Origin of the sequence: Paenibacillus sp. FSL E2-8871 (assembly GCF_038000345.1) — a bacterium.
In the GTDB taxonomy this organism is placed as follows: domain Bacteria; phylum Bacillota; class Bacilli; order Paenibacillales; family Paenibacillaceae; genus Paenibacillus_AQ.
In genome coordinates this window covers 2,247,922-2,268,084 of record NZ_JBBOBV010000001.1, presented here as the reverse complement: position 1 = coordinate 2,268,084, position 20,163 = coordinate 2,247,922, and the positions used below count along the sequence as shown (strand labels likewise).

General features: G+C 40.5%; 17 protein-coding genes. 12 read left to right on the top strand and 5 right to left on the bottom strand.

The window, feature by feature from the left end:
- Positions 1-47 precede the first annotated feature (47 nt).
- Positions 48-665, bottom strand: coding sequence for a histidine phosphatase family protein (locus NYE25_RS10455; RefSeq protein WP_042189861.1), 618 nt, complete (start codon positions 663-665; stop codon positions 48-50).
- A 156-nt stretch (positions 666-821) separates the two neighbouring features.
- On the opposite strand from NYE25_RS10455, the gene NYE25_RS10450 reads away from it, so the two are divergent.
- Positions 822-1,757 (top strand): LysR family transcriptional regulator, encoded by a 936-nt coding sequence (locus NYE25_RS10450; protein WP_341145867.1) that lies wholly within the window; start codon positions 822-824, stop codon positions 1,755-1,757.
- A gap of 42 nt (positions 1,758-1,799) precedes the next feature.
- On the opposite strand, the gene NYE25_RS10445 is transcribed toward NYE25_RS10450, so the two are convergent.
- The 3 genes from NYE25_RS10445 to NYE25_RS10435 are packed head-to-tail and all read right to left on the bottom strand — an operon-like array spanning position 1,800 to position 6,637.
- Positions 1,800-3,629, bottom strand: a complete 1,830-nt coding sequence (locus NYE25_RS10445; protein ID WP_341060145.1) for an ABC transporter ATP-binding protein — start codon at positions 3,627-3,629, stop codon at positions 1,800-1,802.
- On the bottom strand, positions 3,626-5,467 hold the full coding sequence (locus NYE25_RS10440) for an ABC transporter ATP-binding protein (protein ID WP_341145866.1): 1,842 nt from the start codon (positions 5,465-5,467) through the stop codon (positions 3,626-3,628). The genes NYE25_RS10445 and NYE25_RS10440 overlap by 4 nt, the downstream gene beginning before the upstream one ends.
- Before the next feature lie 42 nt (positions 5,468-5,509).
- Positions 5,510-6,637 (bottom strand): helix-turn-helix domain-containing protein, encoded by a 1,128-nt coding sequence (locus NYE25_RS10435; RefSeq protein ID WP_341145865.1) that lies wholly within the window; start codon positions 6,635-6,637, stop codon positions 5,510-5,512.
- Between the two features lie 183 nt (positions 6,638-6,820).
- Here NYE25_RS10435 and NYE25_RS10430 point away from each other — a divergent pair, with 183 nt between their 5' ends.
- The 7 genes from NYE25_RS10430 to rbsB all read left to right on the top strand — a co-directional run bounded on the left by NYE25_RS10430 (position 6,821) and on the right by rbsB (position 13,410).
- A complete protein-coding gene (locus NYE25_RS10430; protein ID WP_305953493.1) occupies positions 6,821-7,297 on the top strand; it encodes a DinB family protein in 477 nt (158 codons plus the stop codon).
- Between the two features lie 424 nt (positions 7,298-7,721).
- Complete coding sequence (locus NYE25_RS10425) at positions 7,722-8,702, top strand: LacI family DNA-binding transcriptional regulator (protein WP_076300554.1); 981 nt, start codon at positions 7,722-7,724, stop codon at positions 8,700-8,702.
- A 27-nt stretch (positions 8,703-8,729) separates the two neighbouring features.
- Positions 8,730-9,608, top strand: coding sequence for a ribokinase (rbsK, locus tag NYE25_RS10420; protein ID WP_076286604.1), 879 nt, complete (start codon positions 8,730-8,732; stop codon positions 9,606-9,608).
- Between the two features lie 2 nt (positions 9,609-9,610).
- The gene (rbsD, locus tag NYE25_RS10415) at positions 9,611-10,009 is read left to right on the top strand and encodes a D-ribose pyranase (protein ID WP_076300503.1); all 399 of its coding nucleotides are present in this window, start codon (positions 9,611-9,613) and stop codon (positions 10,007-10,009) included.
- 18 nt (positions 10,010-10,027) lie between these two features.
- The gene (locus tag NYE25_RS10410) at positions 10,028-11,509 is read left to right on the top strand and encodes a sugar ABC transporter ATP-binding protein (RefSeq protein ID WP_076286606.1); all 1,482 of its coding nucleotides are present in this window, start codon (positions 10,028-10,030) and stop codon (positions 11,507-11,509) included.
- Positions 11,510-11,511: 2 nt separating this feature from the next.
- A complete protein-coding gene (locus tag NYE25_RS10405) occupies positions 11,512-12,480 on the top strand; it encodes an ABC transporter permease subunit (RefSeq protein ID WP_042189841.1) in 969 nt (322 codons plus the stop codon).
- Between the two features lie 12 nt (positions 12,481-12,492).
- Complete coding sequence (gene rbsB, locus NYE25_RS10400) at positions 12,493-13,410, top strand: ribose ABC transporter substrate-binding protein RbsB (RefSeq protein ID WP_076286607.1); 918 nt, start codon at positions 12,493-12,495, stop codon at positions 13,408-13,410.
- 68 nt (positions 13,411-13,478) lie between these two features.
- Here rbsB and NYE25_RS10395 read toward each other — a convergent pair whose 3' ends face one another.
- On the bottom strand, positions 13,479-15,347 hold the full coding sequence (locus NYE25_RS10395; RefSeq protein ID WP_341060149.1) for an LTA synthase family protein: 1,869 nt from the start codon (positions 15,345-15,347) through the stop codon (positions 13,479-13,481).
- 207 nt (positions 15,348-15,554) lie between these two features.
- On the opposite strand from NYE25_RS10395, the gene NYE25_RS10390 reads away from it, so the two are divergent.
- The 4 genes from NYE25_RS10390 to NYE25_RS10375 all read left to right on the top strand — a co-directional run bounded on the left by NYE25_RS10390 (position 15,555) and on the right by NYE25_RS10375 (position 20,114).
- The gene (locus tag NYE25_RS10390; protein ID WP_076300553.1) at positions 15,555-16,106 is read left to right on the top strand and encodes a sigma-70 family RNA polymerase sigma factor; all 552 of its coding nucleotides are present in this window, start codon (positions 15,555-15,557) and stop codon (positions 16,104-16,106) included.
- On the top strand, positions 16,096-17,394 hold the full coding sequence (locus NYE25_RS10385) for a DUF4179 domain-containing protein (protein ID WP_341060150.1): 1,299 nt from the start codon (positions 16,096-16,098) through the stop codon (positions 17,392-17,394). Before NYE25_RS10390 ends, NYE25_RS10385 begins: the two co-directional genes overlap by 11 nt.
- Positions 17,395-17,462: 68 nt before the next feature.
- Positions 17,463-17,948, top strand: coding sequence for a hypothetical protein (locus NYE25_RS10380; protein ID WP_076120707.1), 486 nt, complete (start codon positions 17,463-17,465; stop codon positions 17,946-17,948).
- Positions 17,949-18,143: 195 nt separating this feature from the next.
- Complete coding sequence (locus NYE25_RS10375) at positions 18,144-20,114, top strand: serine hydrolase (protein ID WP_341060151.1); 1,971 nt, start codon at positions 18,144-18,146, stop codon at positions 20,112-20,114.
- The last annotated feature ends 49 nt before the right edge of the window (positions 20,115-20,163 follow it).

Genomic DNA, 20,163 nt, shown 5'->3' with positions numbered 1-20,163 from the left:
GGAACCCCATTTAAATCGGAGTTTCCTTTTTTATTTTTGAGAAGGATTCATTGATAATGTGAAGTATCGCCGTACAGATCGATAGTTGTATTGTTGTCAGTTAGGGTTACTTTACACAATGCTGTAGAGAGAATATCCGGTAGTTCCCCTAATTCCTGCAATGATTTATTGAGAAAATGAGCCATAATGACTTTCAGGGTCATCCGATGCGTGACAATAAGTACCTCATGTCCTTCATTATCGTTAATGATACGCTCAATAGTCGGCGTTACTCTTTGTTCAAGCTGACTATAGGTCTCACCTGGGGCTAGAGGAATAAAAAGATCAGGTCTGGTGAAAAAATGGGTGTACTGTAATGGATATTCTTGTTCAATCTGATCTGTGTTCATTCCTTCCCAAATGCCCATGTTAATTTCCATTAATGAAGCTTGCTGTTGAATCGGTAAACTCCGATTTCCTCGTAAAATCTGCGCAGTATGCAATGCTCTTGGACTAGTACTAGAATAAATGGCTCCTAAATTCTCACCTTCCAAACGTTCTCTCAACCATTCCGCTTGCTGTTCACCCAAGGTTGTTAACGCTGAATTTTGATGTCCTTGCATTCTTTTCTGCAAATTCCATTCGGTCTGCCCGTGACGGGTTAGAAATAATACTGTCTCTTTCATTAACGAAACCTCCCTTTTGAATAGTTGTAAGTATAAGATAAATAATTATAAATAAACAATATATAATAGTTAATATTCATAATGTATAGTTATAATAAGAAAGCCGAAGGTCCGTTAAACAATGATTTTATTTTATATAGTTAGGAAGAAATCAGGATGAACTATCATGTATTAAAATTGTTTTATTATGTTGCAATAACAGGGAGTGTGACCAAAGCCTCCGAACGTTTGCACATCAGTCAACCCGCTATATCAGCGCAGATCCGCAAATTTGAACGGGAGAATAATATCGTATTATTAGAGGTCATAGGAAAGAGAATGGTGCTAACACCGATTGGGAGAAAACTGATCGAACCACTTGAAAAGTTATTTGCTATGGGTGAACAGGTACAGCAGATTATTGAGGATTATCATAAATTTCCTGCGGGCCATATTCGGATTGCAGGTAATTACCTGGCCACAAGCATACTCATCCCCCGGTGGGCATCATTATACAAACAATCTTTTCCGGAGGTTAAAATTCAGATCTTTACTGCTAATTCTCATGAAGTCATGGAACAATTAAATAACTTTGAAGCAGATGTGGCGATTTATAGTGATATGGCGTTTCCTTCTCATCATACAGGGGTGTTCGAACATCGTGAGTTGTACAAGGACGAGTATGTGTTCGTAGTTTCTTCAAATCATTCTTTAGCCAAGCAGGAGGTTAGCTTTGAGGAAGTGATGGCTGAGGCATTTATTATGAGGGAGGAAGGTAGTGCAGCCAGAGAGAGAATTGTACAATTATGTGAAGAAAGAAAGGTACAACAACCGAAGATCGAACTGCAATTTAATGGAGTAAATGAGGTTATTCAAGCCGTGATTGCCGGTTATGGGATTAGTTTTGTATCTGCGTTGTTAGCAAAGCCTTATCTTGATCAGGGTATGTTAGCCAAGGTCGAAGTGGAAAATGTAATCTCAAAGCATTCGATATGGATGAGCCACAGAAAGAAAGAGCTTCAAGAAAGCTATATCCAGTCATTTATTAAGCTCGTCATGAAACAATTAAAAGAAGCGGATAATTTATACTCGGTTCCAACGCATACACCTTAATTAAAATAACTTATGAATTACGATGTATGCATTGAACTGAGATCAAAGATTGGAATGTAATTGAAGCAACTCAGGTGCACTAATGTCTTCTGCTTCAGAAGATTTAAATTGAATGTTATATAATTGTGAGTATAGCCCATTCATTTCTAATAAAGACTCATGTGTACCTTCCTCAACAATCGAACCCTGATTTAACACGATAATTCTAGATGCTTCACGTATGGTGGATAGTCTGTGTGCAATAACCAATGTGGTTCGATTCTTCATTAACAAATCAAGAGATTGCTGAATCATTCGCTCAGATTCGTTATCGAGTGCGGAAGTTGCTTCATCTAGAAGAAGGAGTGGAGCATCACGAAGAAAAGCTCTGGCAATGGCTATGCGTTGTCTTTGTCCACCAGATAAAGTCGATCCATGTTCACCTAGGATAGTGTCATAACCATGGGGCATCTTCGTAATAAACTCTTCTGCACCTGCGAGCCGAGCGGCTTCTCGAATATCCTCTTCGCTAGCTGTACTAGAACTGAAGGCGATATTGTCTCGTATAGTTCCTGAGAACAAATAAGGGGTTTGGGGAACATAGGTAATCATTGCACGTGCTTCTTCAAGCTGATCATGTACAGACTTTCCATAAACCGTGATGCTTCCTGCAGTAGGCTCATAAAGTCCATTACATAATCGAACGAGCGTCGTCTTCCCTGACCCGCTTGGCCCGACAACCGCGATAGTTTCTCCATGTTGTATATGAATATTAAGCCCTGTAAATAGGGAGGCTTCATTATCCGTTTTACCCGAATAGTTGTAGTGGACATCCTCTATTTGTAATGCAGCTACCTCTACGGAAGCGAATGTTGATGAGCTGGATTCTGGCAAAGGATGAGTAGCTCCTTCATCAGGTGCATCAAGTATAGCGAATACGCGGTCAGCTGCACCTAAAGCCTCCTGGACACCTCCCCATGTTTGAGACATATGGACAAAAGGCCATTGAACCCTACCCATCAAAATAATAAAAGCGAGTACTTCACCTGCTGATGTTCCGCCACTTAGAGCTGATAACGCAATTAAAGCGGCGCATGTCACCATTACGAGATTGTTGATAAAGGCAGAAGATTGCCATAAGAGACCATTTAGAAGCGATTTTCGCAGCTGCATTCTTCTTAACTGCTCACGTTCTAACGCATATTTATTTAAGAGAGTTTCTTCAAGCGAAAAGGCTCTTACGACCTTCATTCCTTGAAGCGTTTCTTGTAAGATTCCTCGTAATTCCGCCTCTTTTGCATATATTTGAGTAGATAATTTTCGTAATCTGCGATCAAAGAAACGTCCGGAAAGAAAAACAAGGGGACCCGATCCAAGAGCTAACAGGGCGATCCAGACATCCATTTTAGCCAAATATAGAAAGGAAATGAAACAGAGAAGTAGATTATAGCCTAGATCGTATACGATGCTGTTTATCATCCCCATGGCCATCCCTGCATCCTTAGTGTTACGAGAAGTCAAATCACCTGAATGCATGGACTGAAGGTAACGGAATGGAAGTCGGTGACTTTTATCAAACAGCTTCGCACGAATATCCCAAGCCATCCGACTTTGCATAACAAAGCGGAAGTAATGCTGCACCATAAGACAGCAGATAATGATGACACAAGCAATGGCACAGATTACAGTTATACGTGTTAATGCATCCATATTGGCGTTGTTGATCGTATCAATAAATACTTGCTGAATGGCTGCAAATCCTATGTCCATTACGAGTTTAGCAGAGAGCAGGAGTACAGCCACAATAAATCCAATTCGATAAGGGCTAGCGTAAGAGATTAATCTACGCAGAGCATACCCCAATTTTAGATTCTTGGATTCCATCTCATTCATATCTCTACCTCCCTGACCAGAGTAGAAATATCAGCCTTCTTCATTGAGGTCTCAACCATATTGTAATACTGTCCTTGTAAAGTCATTAACTCCAGATGAGTCCCAGCTTCAACAATAGAACCCGCCTCCATATAATAAATGTGATCTGCATCTCTGATGGTAGATAGTCTATGCGCGATAACAACCGTTGTACGATCATGCATGAGTTCTTGCAGGGCCTGGCCGACAATCTCCTCATTATGGCTATCAAGTGCAGCTGTGGGTTCATCAAGAAGGAGAAGCTTAGGCGCTCGGACAAACGCTCTGGCAATAGATAGCCGCTGCCTTTCACCGCCAGATAAGGTATGGCCCCGTTCCCCAATGGAAGTCTGATATTGAAGGGGGGTTCTCATAATAAATTCATGTATCCCCGCACTTTTTGCTGCTTTAATAATTTCTTCATAGGTTGCGTCAGGTCTTCCCCATGCAATATTTTCATATAGAGTTCCAGTGAACAGATAAGGCTCTTGAGAAACATAAGCCAAATGATTACGCCAAGACCGAGGGGGAATGCTGCTTAACGGCAACTTACCAGATTGGATGACCCCTTCATTAGGTTCATAGGTTGCGAGTATTAATTGAAGGAGGGTGCTTTTTCCACTGCCACTAGGACCGGCAAACGCAGTTACTTTACCTGGTTCTATGGTTAGATTAACGTTAGTTAATACTTGATGATTACCATAATGAAAACCTACATTCTCAAAGGTGATAGGGTACAAGCCACTAATTGCTTGGTTGTTATTCATCGGCATTTCTTTATGAGAATCTTCCTGATTACATTCACGGCTTGCGTCTTCTTCTGGTAAATCAATGACTTCAAACAATCGTTTACCTTGCGCCAGCGAGGCTTGTAATTCTGTCCATAGATTAGCCAGCTTTGATACAGGGTTTGTAATTTGCTCGAAACAAATCAGAAATGCCGCCACTGCTCCCACATCCAATCTCCCTTGGATAACTAGATATCCGCCGTAGGAGAGAACATATAGCAATCCACTAAGAATAACGGCAAAGGGCATATTATAGCCCACAGCTTCTAAGCGTGTGACAGGTAAATGAATGTTGAAATATTGCCTAACACGTTGTGTGAATTGATTATGCAGCTTAGGTACAAGGGAGAAGGCACGCACAACCTCAGCACCCTGTACCGTATCTTGAATAAACATTTGTTGAGCGGTTTCAATTTGCTGTCTTTGCTCGTGCATGGAACGTAGGCGGGAAGTGAAGGGAATCATCACAAGTGGAACAAGCGAGCAAATCAATATAGTTCCGAGCGTTAAGACATATTGGAGTGAGAGCAGATAAGTTAGGAGAAATGTAATTTGCATCAGATTACTGAATAGTTCAATGGTCTTCTGATTGATACCTTGCTGAGCAGCTGGGGCAGAATCATTGATACGACTAATGAGATCAGCAGAATGATAACGATCCAAATCTTTCATCTGTACGTTTAATAATCTAGCTAGCAGTGATACCTGAAGCTTGGAGGTCGACTTGAATTCAAGCACACCTGATAAGTAAGTCAATAAGAAGCTGGCTAAAGCATCTACAATAACGATTATTAGAGCAAAGATAGCACCAGACATCAAAAAGGACATGTTCTGATTCGTAGCAGCGTTGATTATACGTCGTAAAGATTCGGCTATCCCAACTGTTGCAAGGGAAACGACGGCAGCTAAGAGACATAATATGAGGTACCAGCCTAAATAGGGTTTTCCAAGTTTCAGTAAACGCATAAAAGTGTTAGAAACTACTTTGGATTTTTTGATCGAGTCTGCTTCTATGTTTGTAGATCCATTCAATTTAGACCCTCCCCACTATGGTTTTAATTTGCTGTGGTTCACTTAAAAGATAGGAGGTTCCTCATCGAGCATGACTTTTGTGGTGACGGCAAGTAATTCTCTCAATTTATCCATTCGAAGATGGTAATATAATCGATGATCGGTTCTTTTTAGTTCGATAAGGTCTAAAAAAAATAGGAAGTTGGCATGATAAGTTACTGCCGCGGGCGTTATGCCAAGTGCTGATGCAATTTCTTGTCCATAGTGAGGGCGATTCCTTAAGAGCAGCAAGAAGTCTAAACGTCGTTTATCCGAGAATGCTTTTAAAAAAAGTTCAGTTTTCTCTCGATCAGCAGCTGGTCCGAATACATGATCATTAAAAATGCCGAATATAACCCAAGCGATACGAGAACTTCCTGCGTAAAAGAAGAGAACATGATTCCCAACTTGTGAGAAAAAGCTGACATGAAAAGTAGTGGGAACATCATAAACTGCAGGTTCATTTTTGTTGATATCACGAATGAATCTTTCAGGATTCGCTAGGAACAAACCTTCATAACGCTGAGAGGCTTGTTCAGACTCCCTTCTTAACTCCTCTTTCCAAAGTGAAAAGACATCCTTGTAGAACTGGTTTAAGAGCTGCATATAACGTAGCTTAGTTTCTTCGGGATAAGCAAGGCACTCTAGTAATGGCCCCTGCGCTTCAATCACATCCAGCTGCGGTTTTGTTCTTGCCACAAGCTCAGCCATTAAGCGGGTATCCTTCTTGACGATTTCCCAATCGTTTTCTTCTAGCAACTCATCTAATTTATCGTAATACACACCATATACCATTTCAGCGACTACTTTTTCTGCAGGACTCTTTTCCAGTCGATTTATCCATGCTTCAGCTGTTTGTGGTTCTGGACAAGTGCAAATGGATTCATAGAAAGCAAAATCGAGTGCTTTATGAAAAAAGTTGTACTGGAAAAAAAACTGAAGTTCTCGGTAGGAGTGAGGTGACAACCGTGCTCGTGCATCTTTATGATAAGACAACGCTTGTGGGTCCATTTCAAGTTTGTAATCCTCAGCTGCCTTAAGCAACTGCTCTTCACAAGCAATCATTCCCATAGAAACAATGAATTCCAAAGCTTCGTTGTACGCAAATTTTATGTTCGAAAGTAAGGTGTCTTTCATGTTATCTTCCATCATAACCTCCGATATTTCTCGTTATAGAATTTAAATGTTGGGATGATACGACTAATATTTAATGATGACTTAATGTTAAAATAAACCATTCATTTTCTTTTGTAAAGGAATATTTTACAATTCGTACTAACTGCTAGGATTCGGTTGTCGTGCATGGTAAACTATGGATAAAAAATAGGAGGGGCCATGATGGAGCCAATCGTGTTCAAACAAATTGAATTTGTACGTAGTGTTACTGTTCGTGCAGTTGAAGAACTTTCCGAGGAACTACTAGATATCATTCCACAGGGCTTTAATAACAACGTTAGATGGAACTTGGGACATATTTATTTGGTGCAAGAGAAGTTCGCTTTTCATTCCGCTAGGGAGCTTATGCAATTGCCGGAAAGCTTTGAACGATTATTTGCAAAAGGTACTAAACCTGCAGAGTGGAGCGAGAAACCACCAACACTTGAAGTGTTAATTGAGATGCTTTCGGAGCAACCCAAACGTATTCAGGAAGCTATGCACAATCGCTTAAGTGAGCAAGTAACCCCTCTTACAACGGGTAGTGGATTAACTTTAAATACAATCGGAGAATTCATAAATTTCACGCTTTACCATGAAGGGATGCATTTTAATACAATCAAACTATTAAATCGATTTGCTGATAAAAGACTTTAGAGATCTTTAGTAGACAAAAGTCTAAGGTCAAGGAGGTATTCGATGGAGGTTGGAAGAATTTTAGGTATTGCATATAATGTGATCCCAGTTAAAGACTTGGAGAAATCTGCAGCTCGGTTTGTGAAACATTTGTCGTATCACTTCATAACAATTTGAGTTCTGAAGATGTGAAAGTCGGAAACATTAGCGATGAAGGTGAGTATGGGAAGTTTTTTGTATTTGAAGATCTGGATGGTAATTTATTTGATGTCTGGGAACACCATGATTGTGAACTGGTTTATTAGCCTCACAAAGGATAGCGAGTTCAATCGATATCCTTTGTTATATATTGGAACGAAAAAAAATTTGTAATGAAAACGGTTTTATGATAACCTAGTTAATGTAATACATGTAACCGGTTACACATTGGGGGATGAAATGAATGATGATGACGATTAAAGATGTTGCTAAAATAGCTGGAGTATCGGTGGCAACCGTTTCTAGGGTGTTAAATGATTCTGGTTATGTGAATATCGATACTCGAAAAAAGGTTGAGGCAGCAATCAAAGAAATGAATTATACCCCTAATGAGGTTGCAAGGTCTTTGTATAAACGGAAATCCAAATTAATCGGACTTCTATTACCTGACATTACGAACCCATTCTTCCCGCAATTAGCACGTGGGATAGAAGATCAGATGCAGGAGCATGGTTATCGGATAATCTTTGGTAATAGTGATGAGAACGAGGAAAAGGAATTGGATTATATTCAAACCTTTATCCAAAATAATGTCATTGGCATGATCTCATCCACTAATTTTCCTGAGAAAGATATTTATTCTAATTTAAAAATTCCGGTTGTATTTCTTGACCGTACTTCTAATGACAGTCCTTCCGTATATGCAGATGGCAGAAAAGGCGGACGCCTTGCTGCTCAAGAAATCATTGCACGGGGAAGCACCAAGATTACAGTCATGCAAGGACCGGCACATATTAAACCGGCGCAGGATCGATTTCAAGGTGCGATTGAAGTACTTGATGAAATGGGAATCACTTATCAAGTAATCCAGACTTCATCTTTCTCCCACACGGAAGCGGAACAATGGGCTGTAGAGTTATTTGATAAATATATAGACACAGACGGCGTAATTGCAAGTAATGATATCGTGGCGACAGCAGTTATTCATGAAGCACATCGCTTAGGTAAAAGAGTGCCACAGGATCTCCAAATCATTGGATTCGATGATATCCCACTTAGCAGCCTGTTGTCTCCTTCGTTATCCACTATCCGTCAGCCTGCACATGACATGGGCCGTGAAGCGGCTGGTTTACTTATTAAGTTAATTGAGCAAGATAAAGTAGAAGATAAAATCATTCAATTACCCGTCAGCTTTGTGGAGCGGGAAACAACAAGAAGTAAAGAATAGATGACAACATAAGAAAGGTTGATGGACATGGCTAAGATTTGTGTAATTGGAAGTTGTTCAATGGATTTGGTGGTAACCTCATCTAAGCGACCTCACGCAGGAGAAACTGTTCTTGGAGAGAGCTTCGCTACCGTTCCAGGAGGCAAGGGAGCGAATCAGGCCGTAGCTGCTTCGCGTTTAGGGGCAGAAGTTATGATGGTTGGTTGTGTAGGTGAAGATTTCTATGGTACGGAGATCATGGAGAATCTTAAGAGAAATCGGGTTCTTACCACCAATGTGGAACCGGTTACACATACCAAAAGCGGTACTGCTCACATCATTTTAGCAGAAGGTGATAATAGTATTATCGTTGTAAAAGGAGCTAATGATTCAGTTACTCCTGCTTTGGTTGAGCGAGCACTTGATGCTATTAAAGGATCTGATATGGTGCTAATCCAACAAGAAATACCCGAAGAAACGGTGTCTTTTGTAAGCGAACTTTGTCATAAATTTAATATCCCTATGCTGCTTAATCCGGCACCTGCGCGTCCCATTAGTGACGCGATTATAGAAAATGCCGCCTATCTGACACCTAATGAACATGAATGTACGATTTTATTCCCTGGGATGAGTACTACAGATGCCTTACGGAAATATCCAAACAAGCTGTTTATCACAGAGGGAAGCAATGGCGTACGATTTTACGATGGAGAACAAGAAGTTCTGGTTCCTACTTACAAAGTTAACGCTATAGATACGACAGGTGCTGGAGATACTTTTAATGCGGCATTTGCAGTTGCTTTAGCTGAAGGCAGCTCCATTCTGGATAGTGTAAAGTTTGCCAATCGAGCGGCTTCCTTATCCGTTACTAAATTTGGTGCACAAGGTGGCATGCCGACAAGAGCAGAAGTGGAGGCGAATCTTTAGTTATGAAGAAACAAGGGATATTAAACAGTCATATTTCCAAAGTGCTTACTGACTTAGGCCACACTGATATAATTGTCATCGCAGATGTGGGGCTTCCAGTTCCACCAGGTGTTCCGAAGATTGATTTGGCGGTTAAACTAGGGGTTCCTAGCTTCCAAGATATCGTTGATATCATTTCGGAGGATATGGTCATCGAAAAGGTGATCGTTGCAGAGGAATTAGAGACTGATAATAAAGTCACCTCTCAATACTTGAATAATAAATTTAAGGAAATACCGATAGAAGCATATTCACATGAGCAATTTAAGCAGCTGACGATGCAGGCTAAGGTTATTATTCGCACGGGTGAAGCTAAGCCGTATGCAAACTGTATTCTACAAGCTGGGGTCTATTTTGGATAAAAAGGGGGTTCTAAGTGTATGCACATTACGATGAAAGATATTCATAAGTCTTTTGGCGCTAACCGTGTATTGACCGGTGTGGATTTTGAACTTAAGGATGGTGAAGTTCATGCCCTGATGGGTGAGAATGGCGCAGGTAAGTCTACGCTGATGAATATTCTGATCGGTCTGCACCAACGTGACCAAGGCACCATTCGTATAGATGATCAGGAGAAATACTTTACGAATCCCAAAGAGGCAGAACAATATGGAATCGCATTTATCCATCAGGAGCTGAATGTATGGCCAGATATGACGGTTCTGGATAATCTATTCATTGGCAAGGAACGAACATCCAAATTCGGCCTGTTAAATAGGAAAGAGATGAAAGCGTTAGCAAATGAACAGTTTGCTAAGCTCTCTGTGACCATTCCTTTGAACCAAGAGGCGGGGGAATGTTCAGTAGGTGAAAAACAGATGATTGAGATCGCTAAAGCGCTTATGACTCATGCGAAAGTTATTGTTATGGACGAACCTACCGCTGCATTAACCGAGAGAGAAATACAGAAACTATTTGAAGTCATTGCCTCGTTAAAGAAAGAAGGCGTCTCTATCGTCTATATTTCGCATCGGATGGAAGAGATTTTTACGATATGTGATCGAATCACCGTTATGCGAGACGGGAAAACCGTAGACACGAAGCCCATTCCTGAAACTAATTTTGACGATGTAGTTCGGAAGATGGTAGGTCGTGAATTAACGGACCGGTTCCCTGAGCGTACTTCTAAACCCGGAGAAGTGGTTCTTGAAGTTAAGAATGCTTCAAAGAAAGGGCAATTTAAAAATGCTAATTTCTCTGTGCGAGCTGGCGAAATCATAGGATTCTCTGGATTAATGGGATCTGGACGTACAGAGATGATGAGAACCTTATTCGGATTAGAATCATTAGACCAAGGTGAGATTTGGGTGAAGGGACAGAAGATTACCATTCGGAATCCCAATGACGCTATGCAAGCTGGAATCGGCTTTGTTACAGAAGACCGCAAAGATGAGGGGTTAATCCTAGATTTCTCTATTCGAGATAATATGGTACTGACGAATTTATACGACTTTGCCCCTAAAGGTGTAATCAATGCTAAGAAGGAACAAGAATTCGTGGACATGCTTATTAAACGGCTACACATTAAGACACAATCATCATCCACTTTGGTCCGGAATTTATCTGGGGGTAATCAACAGAAAGTAGTTATCGCCAAATGGATTGGTATTGGCCTCAGTGTTCTTATCCTTGATGAGCCTACACGCGGCGTCGATGTTGGGGCAAAACGGGAAATTTATCAGCTTATGAACGAATTAACTGAACGTGGTGTCGCCATTATTATGGTATCCTCAGAACTTCCTGAAGTCTTAGGGATGAGTGACCGCATCGTAGTTGTTCATGAAGGGGAAATCAGTGGAGAACTTTCACAACAGGAAGCTACGCAAGAAAAAATCATGACGTTAGCTACAGGGGGGCAATAGTAATGACTACTATCAAAGATGAGAGTGTAAAGAAAGGTTTCCAAATTGGGCAAATCACGCAGAAATTAGGGCCATTACTAGGGCTAATCATTCTAATTATTATCGTAACCGTGCTGAACCCAAGCTTTATGGAACCCCTTAATATACTGAACTTGCTTAGACAAGTCGCAATTAATGCGCTTATCGCTTTTGGGATGACTTTTGTTATTCTAACGGGTGGTATCGATTTATCAGTAGGGTCTATTCTAGCTTTATCCAGTGCCTTCACAGCCAACTTGATGTTGTCAGGCTGGGATCCAATCTTAGCTATTGTTGTGGGTTGTTTAGCGGGTGGACTGATGGGGATGGTCAACGGACTGATGATTACGAAAGGTAGAATGGCGCCGTTTATTGCTACACTGGCGACCATGACTATTTTCCGCGGATTAACGCTTGTATACACGGACGGTAATCCGATCACAGGTCTTGGTGACAGCATGACGTTCCAATTGTTTGGTCGTGGATATTTACTAGGAATACCTGTACCTGCTATCACGATGATTATCGTATTCGCTGTGTTGTGGATTGTACTGCATAAAACGCCATTTGGCCGTAAAACGTATGCTATTGGGGGTAATGAGAAAGCTTCCATTATTTCAGGGATCAAAGTAGACCGCATCAAAATAATGATCTATTCCTTAACCGGTATGTTATCAGCATTGGCTGGTGCCATCTTGACCTCTAGATTGAACTCAGCGCAACCAACAGCAGGTACATCCTATGAGTTGGATGCGATCGCGGCAGTAGTATTAGGGGGGACGAGCTTAACAGGTGGCCGTGGACGTATCGTAGGCACATTAATTGGTGCTCTTATTATCGGGATTCTGAACAATGGCTTGAACTTGCTCGGCGTATCATCATTTTACCAAATGGTAGTTAAAGGGATCGTTATTGCGATTGCTGTACTCATAGACCGTAAGAAAGCCGTATAAGGGGGATTCCATATGAAAAAGCTCACATTAATTTTTACTTCCTTACTCTTGATTCTTATGACGGGCTGTTCCTTAGAGCCTCCAGAGTGGGCAAAGCCGAACAGCGGCGGGGGCCCAGGGAATATGAAGATTGGATTATCCATTTCTACCTTGAACAATCCGTTCTTTGTATCTGTTAAAGATGGAGTTTTGGCAGAAGCTAAGAAGCTTGGTATGGAGGTTCTCGTTATCGATGCGCAGAATGATTCGGCCAAGCAAAGTAATGACGTTGAAGATTTAATGCAAAAAGGTGTAAATGCGCTGTTGATCAATCCAGTAGACTCTTCAGCGATCTCGACGGTTGTTCAGACAGCTAACAGTCTAGATATTCCAGTCGTTACTTTGGACCGTTCTGCAGATAAGGGAGACATTAAAGCCCTTGTTGCCTCTGATAATGTAAAAGGTGGATCAATGGCAGCTGAATATATTGTAGAGCAGCTTGGAAAAGGTGCAAAGGTTATAGAACTAGAAGGATCACCGGGAGCATCAGCTACCCGTGAACGCGGGAAAGGATTCCATGAAATTGCCGACACGCAGCTTGAGGTGATTGCGAAGCAAACTGCTGATTTTGACCGTACGAAAGGATTGACCGTTATGGAGAACCTTCTCCAAGGAAATCCAGATGTACAAGCGGTTTTCGCTCATAATGATGAAATGGCTCTTGGTGCTATAGAAGCGATTCAGAGTTCAGGTAAGAATATTCCTGTCATCGGTTTTGATGGAAATGAAGATGCACTTAAATCCATTGAGGCGGGTAAACTCACAGGAACCGTTGCTCAGCAGCCTGCATTAATTGGGCAGTTAGCGATTCAAGCAGCGAAAGACGTATTAGATGGCAAGACGGTTGAGAAACTGATTGCCGCACCTCTAAAACTGGTCGTAAAAGAATAAGTAAATGACTATAGAAAAACACTGCATTCGCCGATTTGGTGAGTGCAGTGTTTTTGATATATATAAGCTTATTTTTCCTCAATTACTCTATCCGGTAACTGTGTTACATAACTATCTGATAGATGGAGAAGCTCTAAAGCACGATCGAACTCATCCTCGGTCGTTTGTTGCGTGTGGTTACCATCTCCAGATAAGGTATAATGCTGACCATCCTCGAAGCCACTGCCAGATAGGAAGAGCTCTTCATTATTTACGAACGATCCTGTTGGCAAATAATAGCGCTGAGGAAGTAGGTTATAAGTTGATTGATTCAATAAATCTTGTCCGAAATGAATATGATCCGCAAGAGAAACACCCAATAAATTAGATACAGTAGGCAAAATATCCACTTGACCGCCCAACTGTTCTTTTACACTTGGCGTTGTAATCCCCGTCGCTGATAGGATCAACGGAATATTAATTAATTCGCGTTCCGTATATTCATGACCAAGGATTTCCTGTAATAAGACGTGATCGCCCTCTTTTAGAGAGAAGATAGGAAGTCCGCGGTGATCTCCGTACAATGCAATCAAGCTGTTATCCCATACCCCATTTTGTTTGAGCTCATCAATAAAAAGTCCAAGTGCATAGTCAGCATAATTTTGAGCACGAATATAATCCCCGACTAATGTTCCTTCGAATCGTTCTGGAAGGGCCATTTTGTATTTATCCTCAGGGATCGAGAACGGATTATGCGCTGACATCGAAATAACATGGGAGTAGAATGGCTGATCCTTCTGATCCATCCTTGCTAGCTCTGCAGCTGTTTTCTCATACAACACCTCATCAGAAGCTCCATAAAATACCGTGTCCTCTTCACCATAATATTCCTTATCGTAATATCGATTAAATCCTAAGGCAGTATAAAGCTCGCCACGGTTCCAAAAGTCGACTTCATTGGTATGGAATGTTGCCGTATCATAACCTTGCGCTTGAAGCAGCTTAGGTAAGCTTGGAAGCTCTTTTGGCGCATACATTTGAGTGGCTGGACCATCAGGTGGAACATAGAAAGAAGTATTTACAATGAATTCGGCGTCAGAAGTATTTCCTTGTCCAACCTGCTGGTAGAAACGCGGAAAGTAATAACTGCTAGCCGCAAGCTTATTCATATTCGGCGTAATTTCTACTCCATCAATCTTTAGATTGATTAAGAAGTTCTGGAAAGACTCCATCTGAAGAATGACCAGGTTCTTTCCTTTGGCGGCTCCAAATTGAACCGGATTTGAGGTTGCTTGAATTCCTTTGGTCTCGTTAATCGCTGCTTGTGTAATCTTAGCGACGTCGATTTGTTCTTCTTCTTGATTGGCTAATAGAGAGTAAGCTTCATAATTGAGAATGCCCATTTGCTCGGCTTTAACGGTTTCGTTCATACTGGCTCGGTTAGGAAAAATATTCATTGCGCAAATGACGATGGAAACACAGAATAAGATCGCAACCGCTTTCCGGTTACTTTTACGCGACATGGCTTTTTTCCAATTAAGTGCCTTCTGTTTTCTCAACATGACCAAACCAATGACAATGATATCCACAAAAATAAGCATATATTGCGGACGCATGACCGAGAAAATACTTTTCTTAACGGCTCCAACTTGCTTGACCTGATCTAATACTTGTGAAGTAGCAATAATGCCAAAATGATTATGATATACAATGAGTGAGAAAAATAGTGTAGTGATCAACACATTGACCAGCATGTAGATGGCAATTTTTCGTTTCGTTGCGAACCATTCAATCAAGCAAAAGACTAGAAGCACAAAAGGGATTTCTTTAAGCCATGTGGTCCACGTAGGCCCGTCTTCAAAGAGAAAATACCAAGCAAAATAACTTTTAACTAGCATAATGAGAGAGAAAAATAATAGGGATCTTTTACTGAGTGTACGAGGTTCTTTAAACGGCATCTCTTATGCCCATCCTTTTCTTTTAGATTAGTTCATTCTATTACTTGAAGTGTTTAAAATCAACTAGATTGGGGTATAGAAGAGACTTATTTTCCTTAATATTACATTTAGGTGAATGAAACCATACATAGTATAAAAAAAGTTATTTTTATGGGAAATGAACTTTTTAAGTTACTCCTAACTCTTATAGGGGAGAGAGGTGAAGGCATGGATGTTGCTCGTTGGGTGAAAAAAGCCAAAAAGGGGAATAAAGAAGCATTGCTCCACTTAATCATGTCTGAAAAAGACGTTTATTATAGGCTAGCGTTCAGCTATATGGGGAATGCGCATGATGCCATGGATGCCATGGAGGAAATGATCGTCACACTTTATGAAAAGATCGGTCAACTAAAGAAAGAGGAAGCATTTTATAGCTGGAGTAAGACGATTTTGGTGAATGGCTGTAAACGACTACTTCATAAGCGCGGCAAGCTGGTGCTGTTAGAGGATTGGAGTAAGGTTGACGATAGGGAAATAGGCCAAGTAGTGAGTAGTAATGATCCTTATCGCAGAAGTGAGCAGCAAATGGATATGGAGACCTTGTTGTTACAAGTAAATGAACATCAGAGAGAAGCGATTCAATTAAAGTATTTTCATGATCTCGATTATCAAACGATAGCTGACATTACGAAGGTTCCGATAGGAACGGTTAAATCAAGAATTTACCATGGATTACAAACGCTCAAAAATCAGTACAGAGGTGATGTTGATGAACAATAACGTCGAGCAACAATTAGCTGATGAAAAGACACGCATAGCGTCCATTACCGCACCTGAAGAATTAGAAATGAGATTAAGAAAGGCTTTGAATTCGGATCCCGCAAAAAGAACGAAAAGAATAGCACCGATTTGGAAGGTTGTTGCGGTTGTTTTATTGGTGACAGTGATTTCTGGACAAAACTACAATGCTTTTGCTTATTATGGAAAACAGCTTTTTGGCTTTGATGAATTGCTTAATGGCACAACTTTACAACAGCTAAATGAAAAAGGGTTGGGCCAAAACATCAACAAGAAAACTACGTTACTAGACGGAACAACTCTTACCATTAACGGAATTATGGCGGACGCCAATCAATTCATTATGTATTACACCTTAACTAACCCAAATGGACTAGAGGATATGTCTGTAGACGCTTTTAGACCCTCAAAAATAAGTGGTTTTTTAACCGATTCTAACGTAGTAAGTGGTACATCATTAATCAATGAAGGTCATACGGAGATTAAAGGTCAGATGTCGTTTGACAGCGTAAATCCATTTTCAAAAAAACTAACGTTACACTTTTGGCAGCAGCTAGTAGAGAACGGCCAGATGAGCGAAGGAACAGTTACGTTCCCTTATAACCCTAATGAGGCCATGGAAACTCAGATTAAACAATCGATCAATAAAAAGATTAAAGTCGACAAAGGTACGATTACCTTCAAATCAATCACAGCTACACCAACGATGACTGTAGTAAAAGGGAAGCTGGATGTCGATAGTTTTGATCGAGTGAAGCTTGGATTACATGGGATACAATTAATTGTCGATGGAACACCTGTTGAGATCCTGGGTAGTGGTAATCAAACCTCATTAGGTGGAAGAACATTTGATATTCGCTTCGACACATTGCCTAAGGAGCTACATTCCATGCAGCTAGTCGTTAAAGAGTTTCCTGGATATCAAAAGCTGGAAGCAAAGTATTCCCTGACTTCCCTTAGTGATAAGCCATTTATGTTGGGTGATAAAGAATTATGGTTAAAAGATGTCTCCAAAACCTCTCAAGGCATCGAAATAACAATCGCTTCTGACGATGATGTAATGCTGGATGGTGTGTCTATAGAAACGAACAACGAGAGTACATCTTTAAAAACAACGATTAATCAAAAAGAGACAAAGCAAGTGGACGGCAAACTAATGAAAGAACGAACTTTATTATTTGATACACAAGCAGAGCCTGAGTCACTACTAATAGAAGGGATGCACTATTTGAAGATATACAATAAAGTGATTGAGATTCCAGTAAAGTGAAGAAATGTGCAATATCCATTTTTTATAACATATGGTAATCTATATGGACGTGAGAAAAGGAGGGGCACATGGATAATACAGAGGTTTATAGAGTGAGGCGTCCGTCGTTAATACCACTTCTGGTGTATATCAGTCTGCTAATGGGGATTCAATTATTTCAAATTTATAATCTAAACTATCGCTATACAAGTAGTGACAACTTAGTGCTTTCTTGTTTACTTTATGGTCAGGCTATTTTGTGTTTCATTGTTGCAATTGTTTTAGTCTACAGGATATTTACGATCAGAAGAGTTGTTGAAATTCAGATTCAACCGGAATCTATATTAATAGAAGATCTAGGAATAGAAGCAGAGCGGATTAATGACATATATATAAAAGGATATTTTAGTCCTGTAGTTGGGATTAGACCTAAAGTGAATAAATTTGTTCCTTATAAATTATGCTTTAATTTTCTGTCACAAAAAGATGAAGATGAAATAATGAAACAGTTAAAAGCTTGGGCCGAACGAAATCAGATCAAAGTAACTCATAAAAATTTTTCGAGATGGTTATAAGCTCTTCTAGACTAATATACGAAATGAAAGACACTGACTCCTTGTTGGTGTCTTTTTTTTGATTAAATCGTTATGTCATATGACATGTAACGAAGCTAATTGGTGACAGAACGTTTCTAGCTAGAATGACAATCCGTTTGTGATACTCAGAACAGGTTTACTATTTACAACTAACCCTATAGAGGAGAATGGATTATGAAGAAAAAGACACGCAAGCTTAGCGTCATCGCACTATTATTATCAACAGCTGTATTTACAGCATGTTCAGCACCAGTCTCCACTAACGCAACCAGTTCGAAAGGATCTTTTAATGGAAAAGAAATCGAGGCTTTCGCGGACCCTATATTTGCGCAGAAAATGAAGGAATACAATGTGAACGGATCCAATTTTGTAGTGGTTAAAGACGGAAAGGTGCTCGTGAATAAAGGGTACGGATATGCGGACAAAGAAAAGAAAACCCTTGTTGATAAGAATACCGTCTTTCAGATCGCATCCGTGTCGAAGACATTTACCGCTTTAGCAGCTTTGCAGCTAGTGGAACAAGGAAAGATGAATCTTGATCACGATATCAATGCGTATCTTGGCGGAATGAAAGTACCAAATGAAACGGAAACTCCGTTAACCTTAAGAAATATGTTATCTTACACAACGGGCTTTGATTACCCGGATAAAGCTAACTTTGTTGCACCGGAATATGTAGATCAGGACATCCCCATGAAAAAGTTTATGACGGAGCATATGCCGACTGTCGTTCGGACGCCGGGTGAAGCGTATACCTATGATAATTTTGCCTTTTTACTTGCGGGCTATGCGATTGAGAACGTAAGTGGTACCCCGTTTTATAAGTATATGGAGAACCATGTGTTCAAACCGTTAGGAATGAACTCTACTAGTGCTCGATTTACCCCAGAGCTTTTAGCTAGAATGGCCACGCATTATGGACCAGATGGTAAACCTCATCCAACCTTTGGGCATGCGCCTACCGATGGGCCACAGGGCAGCATCCTTTCCACAGGAGAAGATATGGCTAAATATTTAACTCTGTTTCAACAACAAGGTAGTGTGAATGGGAAGCAAATCATTAGTAAAGAAACCACGAAGATGATGCAAACCTACTCTGTATTTGCGAATGAATCGCTTCCGATGACGACGGTTGGAGGATTTGAAGGGTATCGTAATGATCTGATGAATGGCTATCATGTGGTTCTCAAAGGTGGAAATATGCCTGGTCATCAATCACTGATCGTATTATTGCCAGAGGAGAATACCGCTTTCTACATGTCCTATAACAATGACACAATGATGAGCTTAGACATTTATGAAGCCTTGATGGATCACTATTTTCCTGAAAAGAAAGCACCAGAGGCGCCAACGTATCTCCCATTGCCTGCATCAGAAGCTACTAAATATACTGGAACTTATTTGAACACCAGATTCTATTTCTTGAAATCGAACTTCACCTATGCAGATGGCAATCTGATTATGGAGACTGGAACAAGCGGTACACATACGTTACGAATGATTAATCCGCTATTGTTCGAAGATGAATTAGGTAACAAATTGGCCTTTAAAAAAGATCATAAAGATCAGATCGAATACTTTTATTATACGAATCCTAATAGCCCAGACTTTGTTTCAGATGCTCGTAAGGTTCACACGAAGCCAGCATTCGCTGATGTATCTGAGGAGAGCGTTTATAAATCTTACATCGACAACCTGTATTCGCTTGATGTGATAAGTGCTAAATCTGGCAACAATTTCGAACCACAGGGAACGATGACGCAAGGTGAGTTTATGGATGCTCTAATTCTTGCCCATGGATGGTACGGCTTTCCTCATTTAATTGAGGGGAATAAAGAATTAACGAAAAAAGGAATCCCTGGTTTTGATCGTAATGCTGTCATCACAAGACAAGTAGCAGCCGTTATGATTCAAAATCTAAAACAAGCTAAGCAAGCTTCAGAAATTACGCTTAAAGGTGACACAGACTCATGGGCCACTGATTCGATCATAGCATTAGTGTCACAAGGCATTGTAGATCCTGATACAAAAGTGAATGATGACGGGTCTGTCGATTTTCGTTCTAAAAAGCCTTTGCTTCGCCAAGAAGCGAGTGCTTTACTTGATCTTGCTTTTGGATACTATACGTTGCCAATCAAACACTAAGAATTGGACACCTCAGAGAGACTCTTTGGGGTGTTTTTTTTAATGATAG

Bases quoted from the DNA above. Each gene is read 5' to 3' on its own strand.
- NYE25_RS10455 (WP_042189861.1), bottom strand. From the start codon at position 665: ATGAAAGAGACAGTATTATTTCTAACCCGTCACGGGCAGACCGAATGG.
- NYE25_RS10450 (WP_341145867.1), top strand. From the start codon at position 822: ATGAACTATCATGTATTAAAATTGTTTTATTATGTTGCAATAACAGGG.
- NYE25_RS10445 (WP_341060145.1), bottom strand. From the start codon at position 3,629: ATGAATGAGATGGAATCCAAGAATCTAAAATTGGGGTATGCTCTGCGT.
- NYE25_RS10435 (WP_341145865.1), bottom strand. From the start codon at position 6,637: ATGATGGAAGATAACATGAAAGACACCTTACTTTCGAACATAAAATTT.
- NYE25_RS10430 (WP_305953493.1), top strand. From the start codon at position 6,821: ATGATGGAGCCAATCGTGTTCAAACAAATTGAATTTGTACGTAGTGTT.
- NYE25_RS10425 (WP_076300554.1), top strand. From the start codon at position 7,722: ATGATGACGATTAAAGATGTTGCTAAAATAGCTGGAGTATCGGTGGCA.
- rbsK (WP_076286604.1), top strand. From the start codon at position 8,730: ATGGCTAAGATTTGTGTAATTGGAAGTTGTTCAATGGATTTGGTGGTA.
- rbsD (WP_076300503.1), top strand. From the start codon at position 9,611: ATGAAGAAACAAGGGATATTAAACAGTCATATTTCCAAAGTGCTTACT.
- NYE25_RS10410 (WP_076286606.1), top strand. From the start codon at position 10,028: ATGCACATTACGATGAAAGATATTCATAAGTCTTTTGGCGCTAACCGT.
- NYE25_RS10405 (WP_042189841.1), top strand. From the start codon at position 11,512: ATGACTACTATCAAAGATGAGAGTGTAAAGAAAGGTTTCCAAATTGGG.
- rbsB (WP_076286607.1), top strand. From the start codon at position 12,493: ATGAAAAAGCTCACATTAATTTTTACTTCCTTACTCTTGATTCTTATG.
- NYE25_RS10395 (WP_341060149.1), bottom strand. From the start codon at position 15,347: ATGCCGTTTAAAGAACCTCGTACACTCAGTAAAAGATCCCTATTATTT.
- NYE25_RS10390 (WP_076300553.1), top strand. From the start codon at position 15,555: ATGGATGTTGCTCGTTGGGTGAAAAAAGCCAAAAAGGGGAATAAAGAA.
- NYE25_RS10385 (WP_341060150.1), top strand. From the start codon at position 16,096: ATGAACAATAACGTCGAGCAACAATTAGCTGATGAAAAGACACGCATA.
- NYE25_RS10380 (WP_076120707.1), top strand. From the start codon at position 17,463: ATGGATAATACAGAGGTTTATAGAGTGAGGCGTCCGTCGTTAATACCA.
- NYE25_RS10375 (WP_341060151.1), top strand. From the start codon at position 18,144: ATGAAGAAAAAGACACGCAAGCTTAGCGTCATCGCACTATTATTATCA.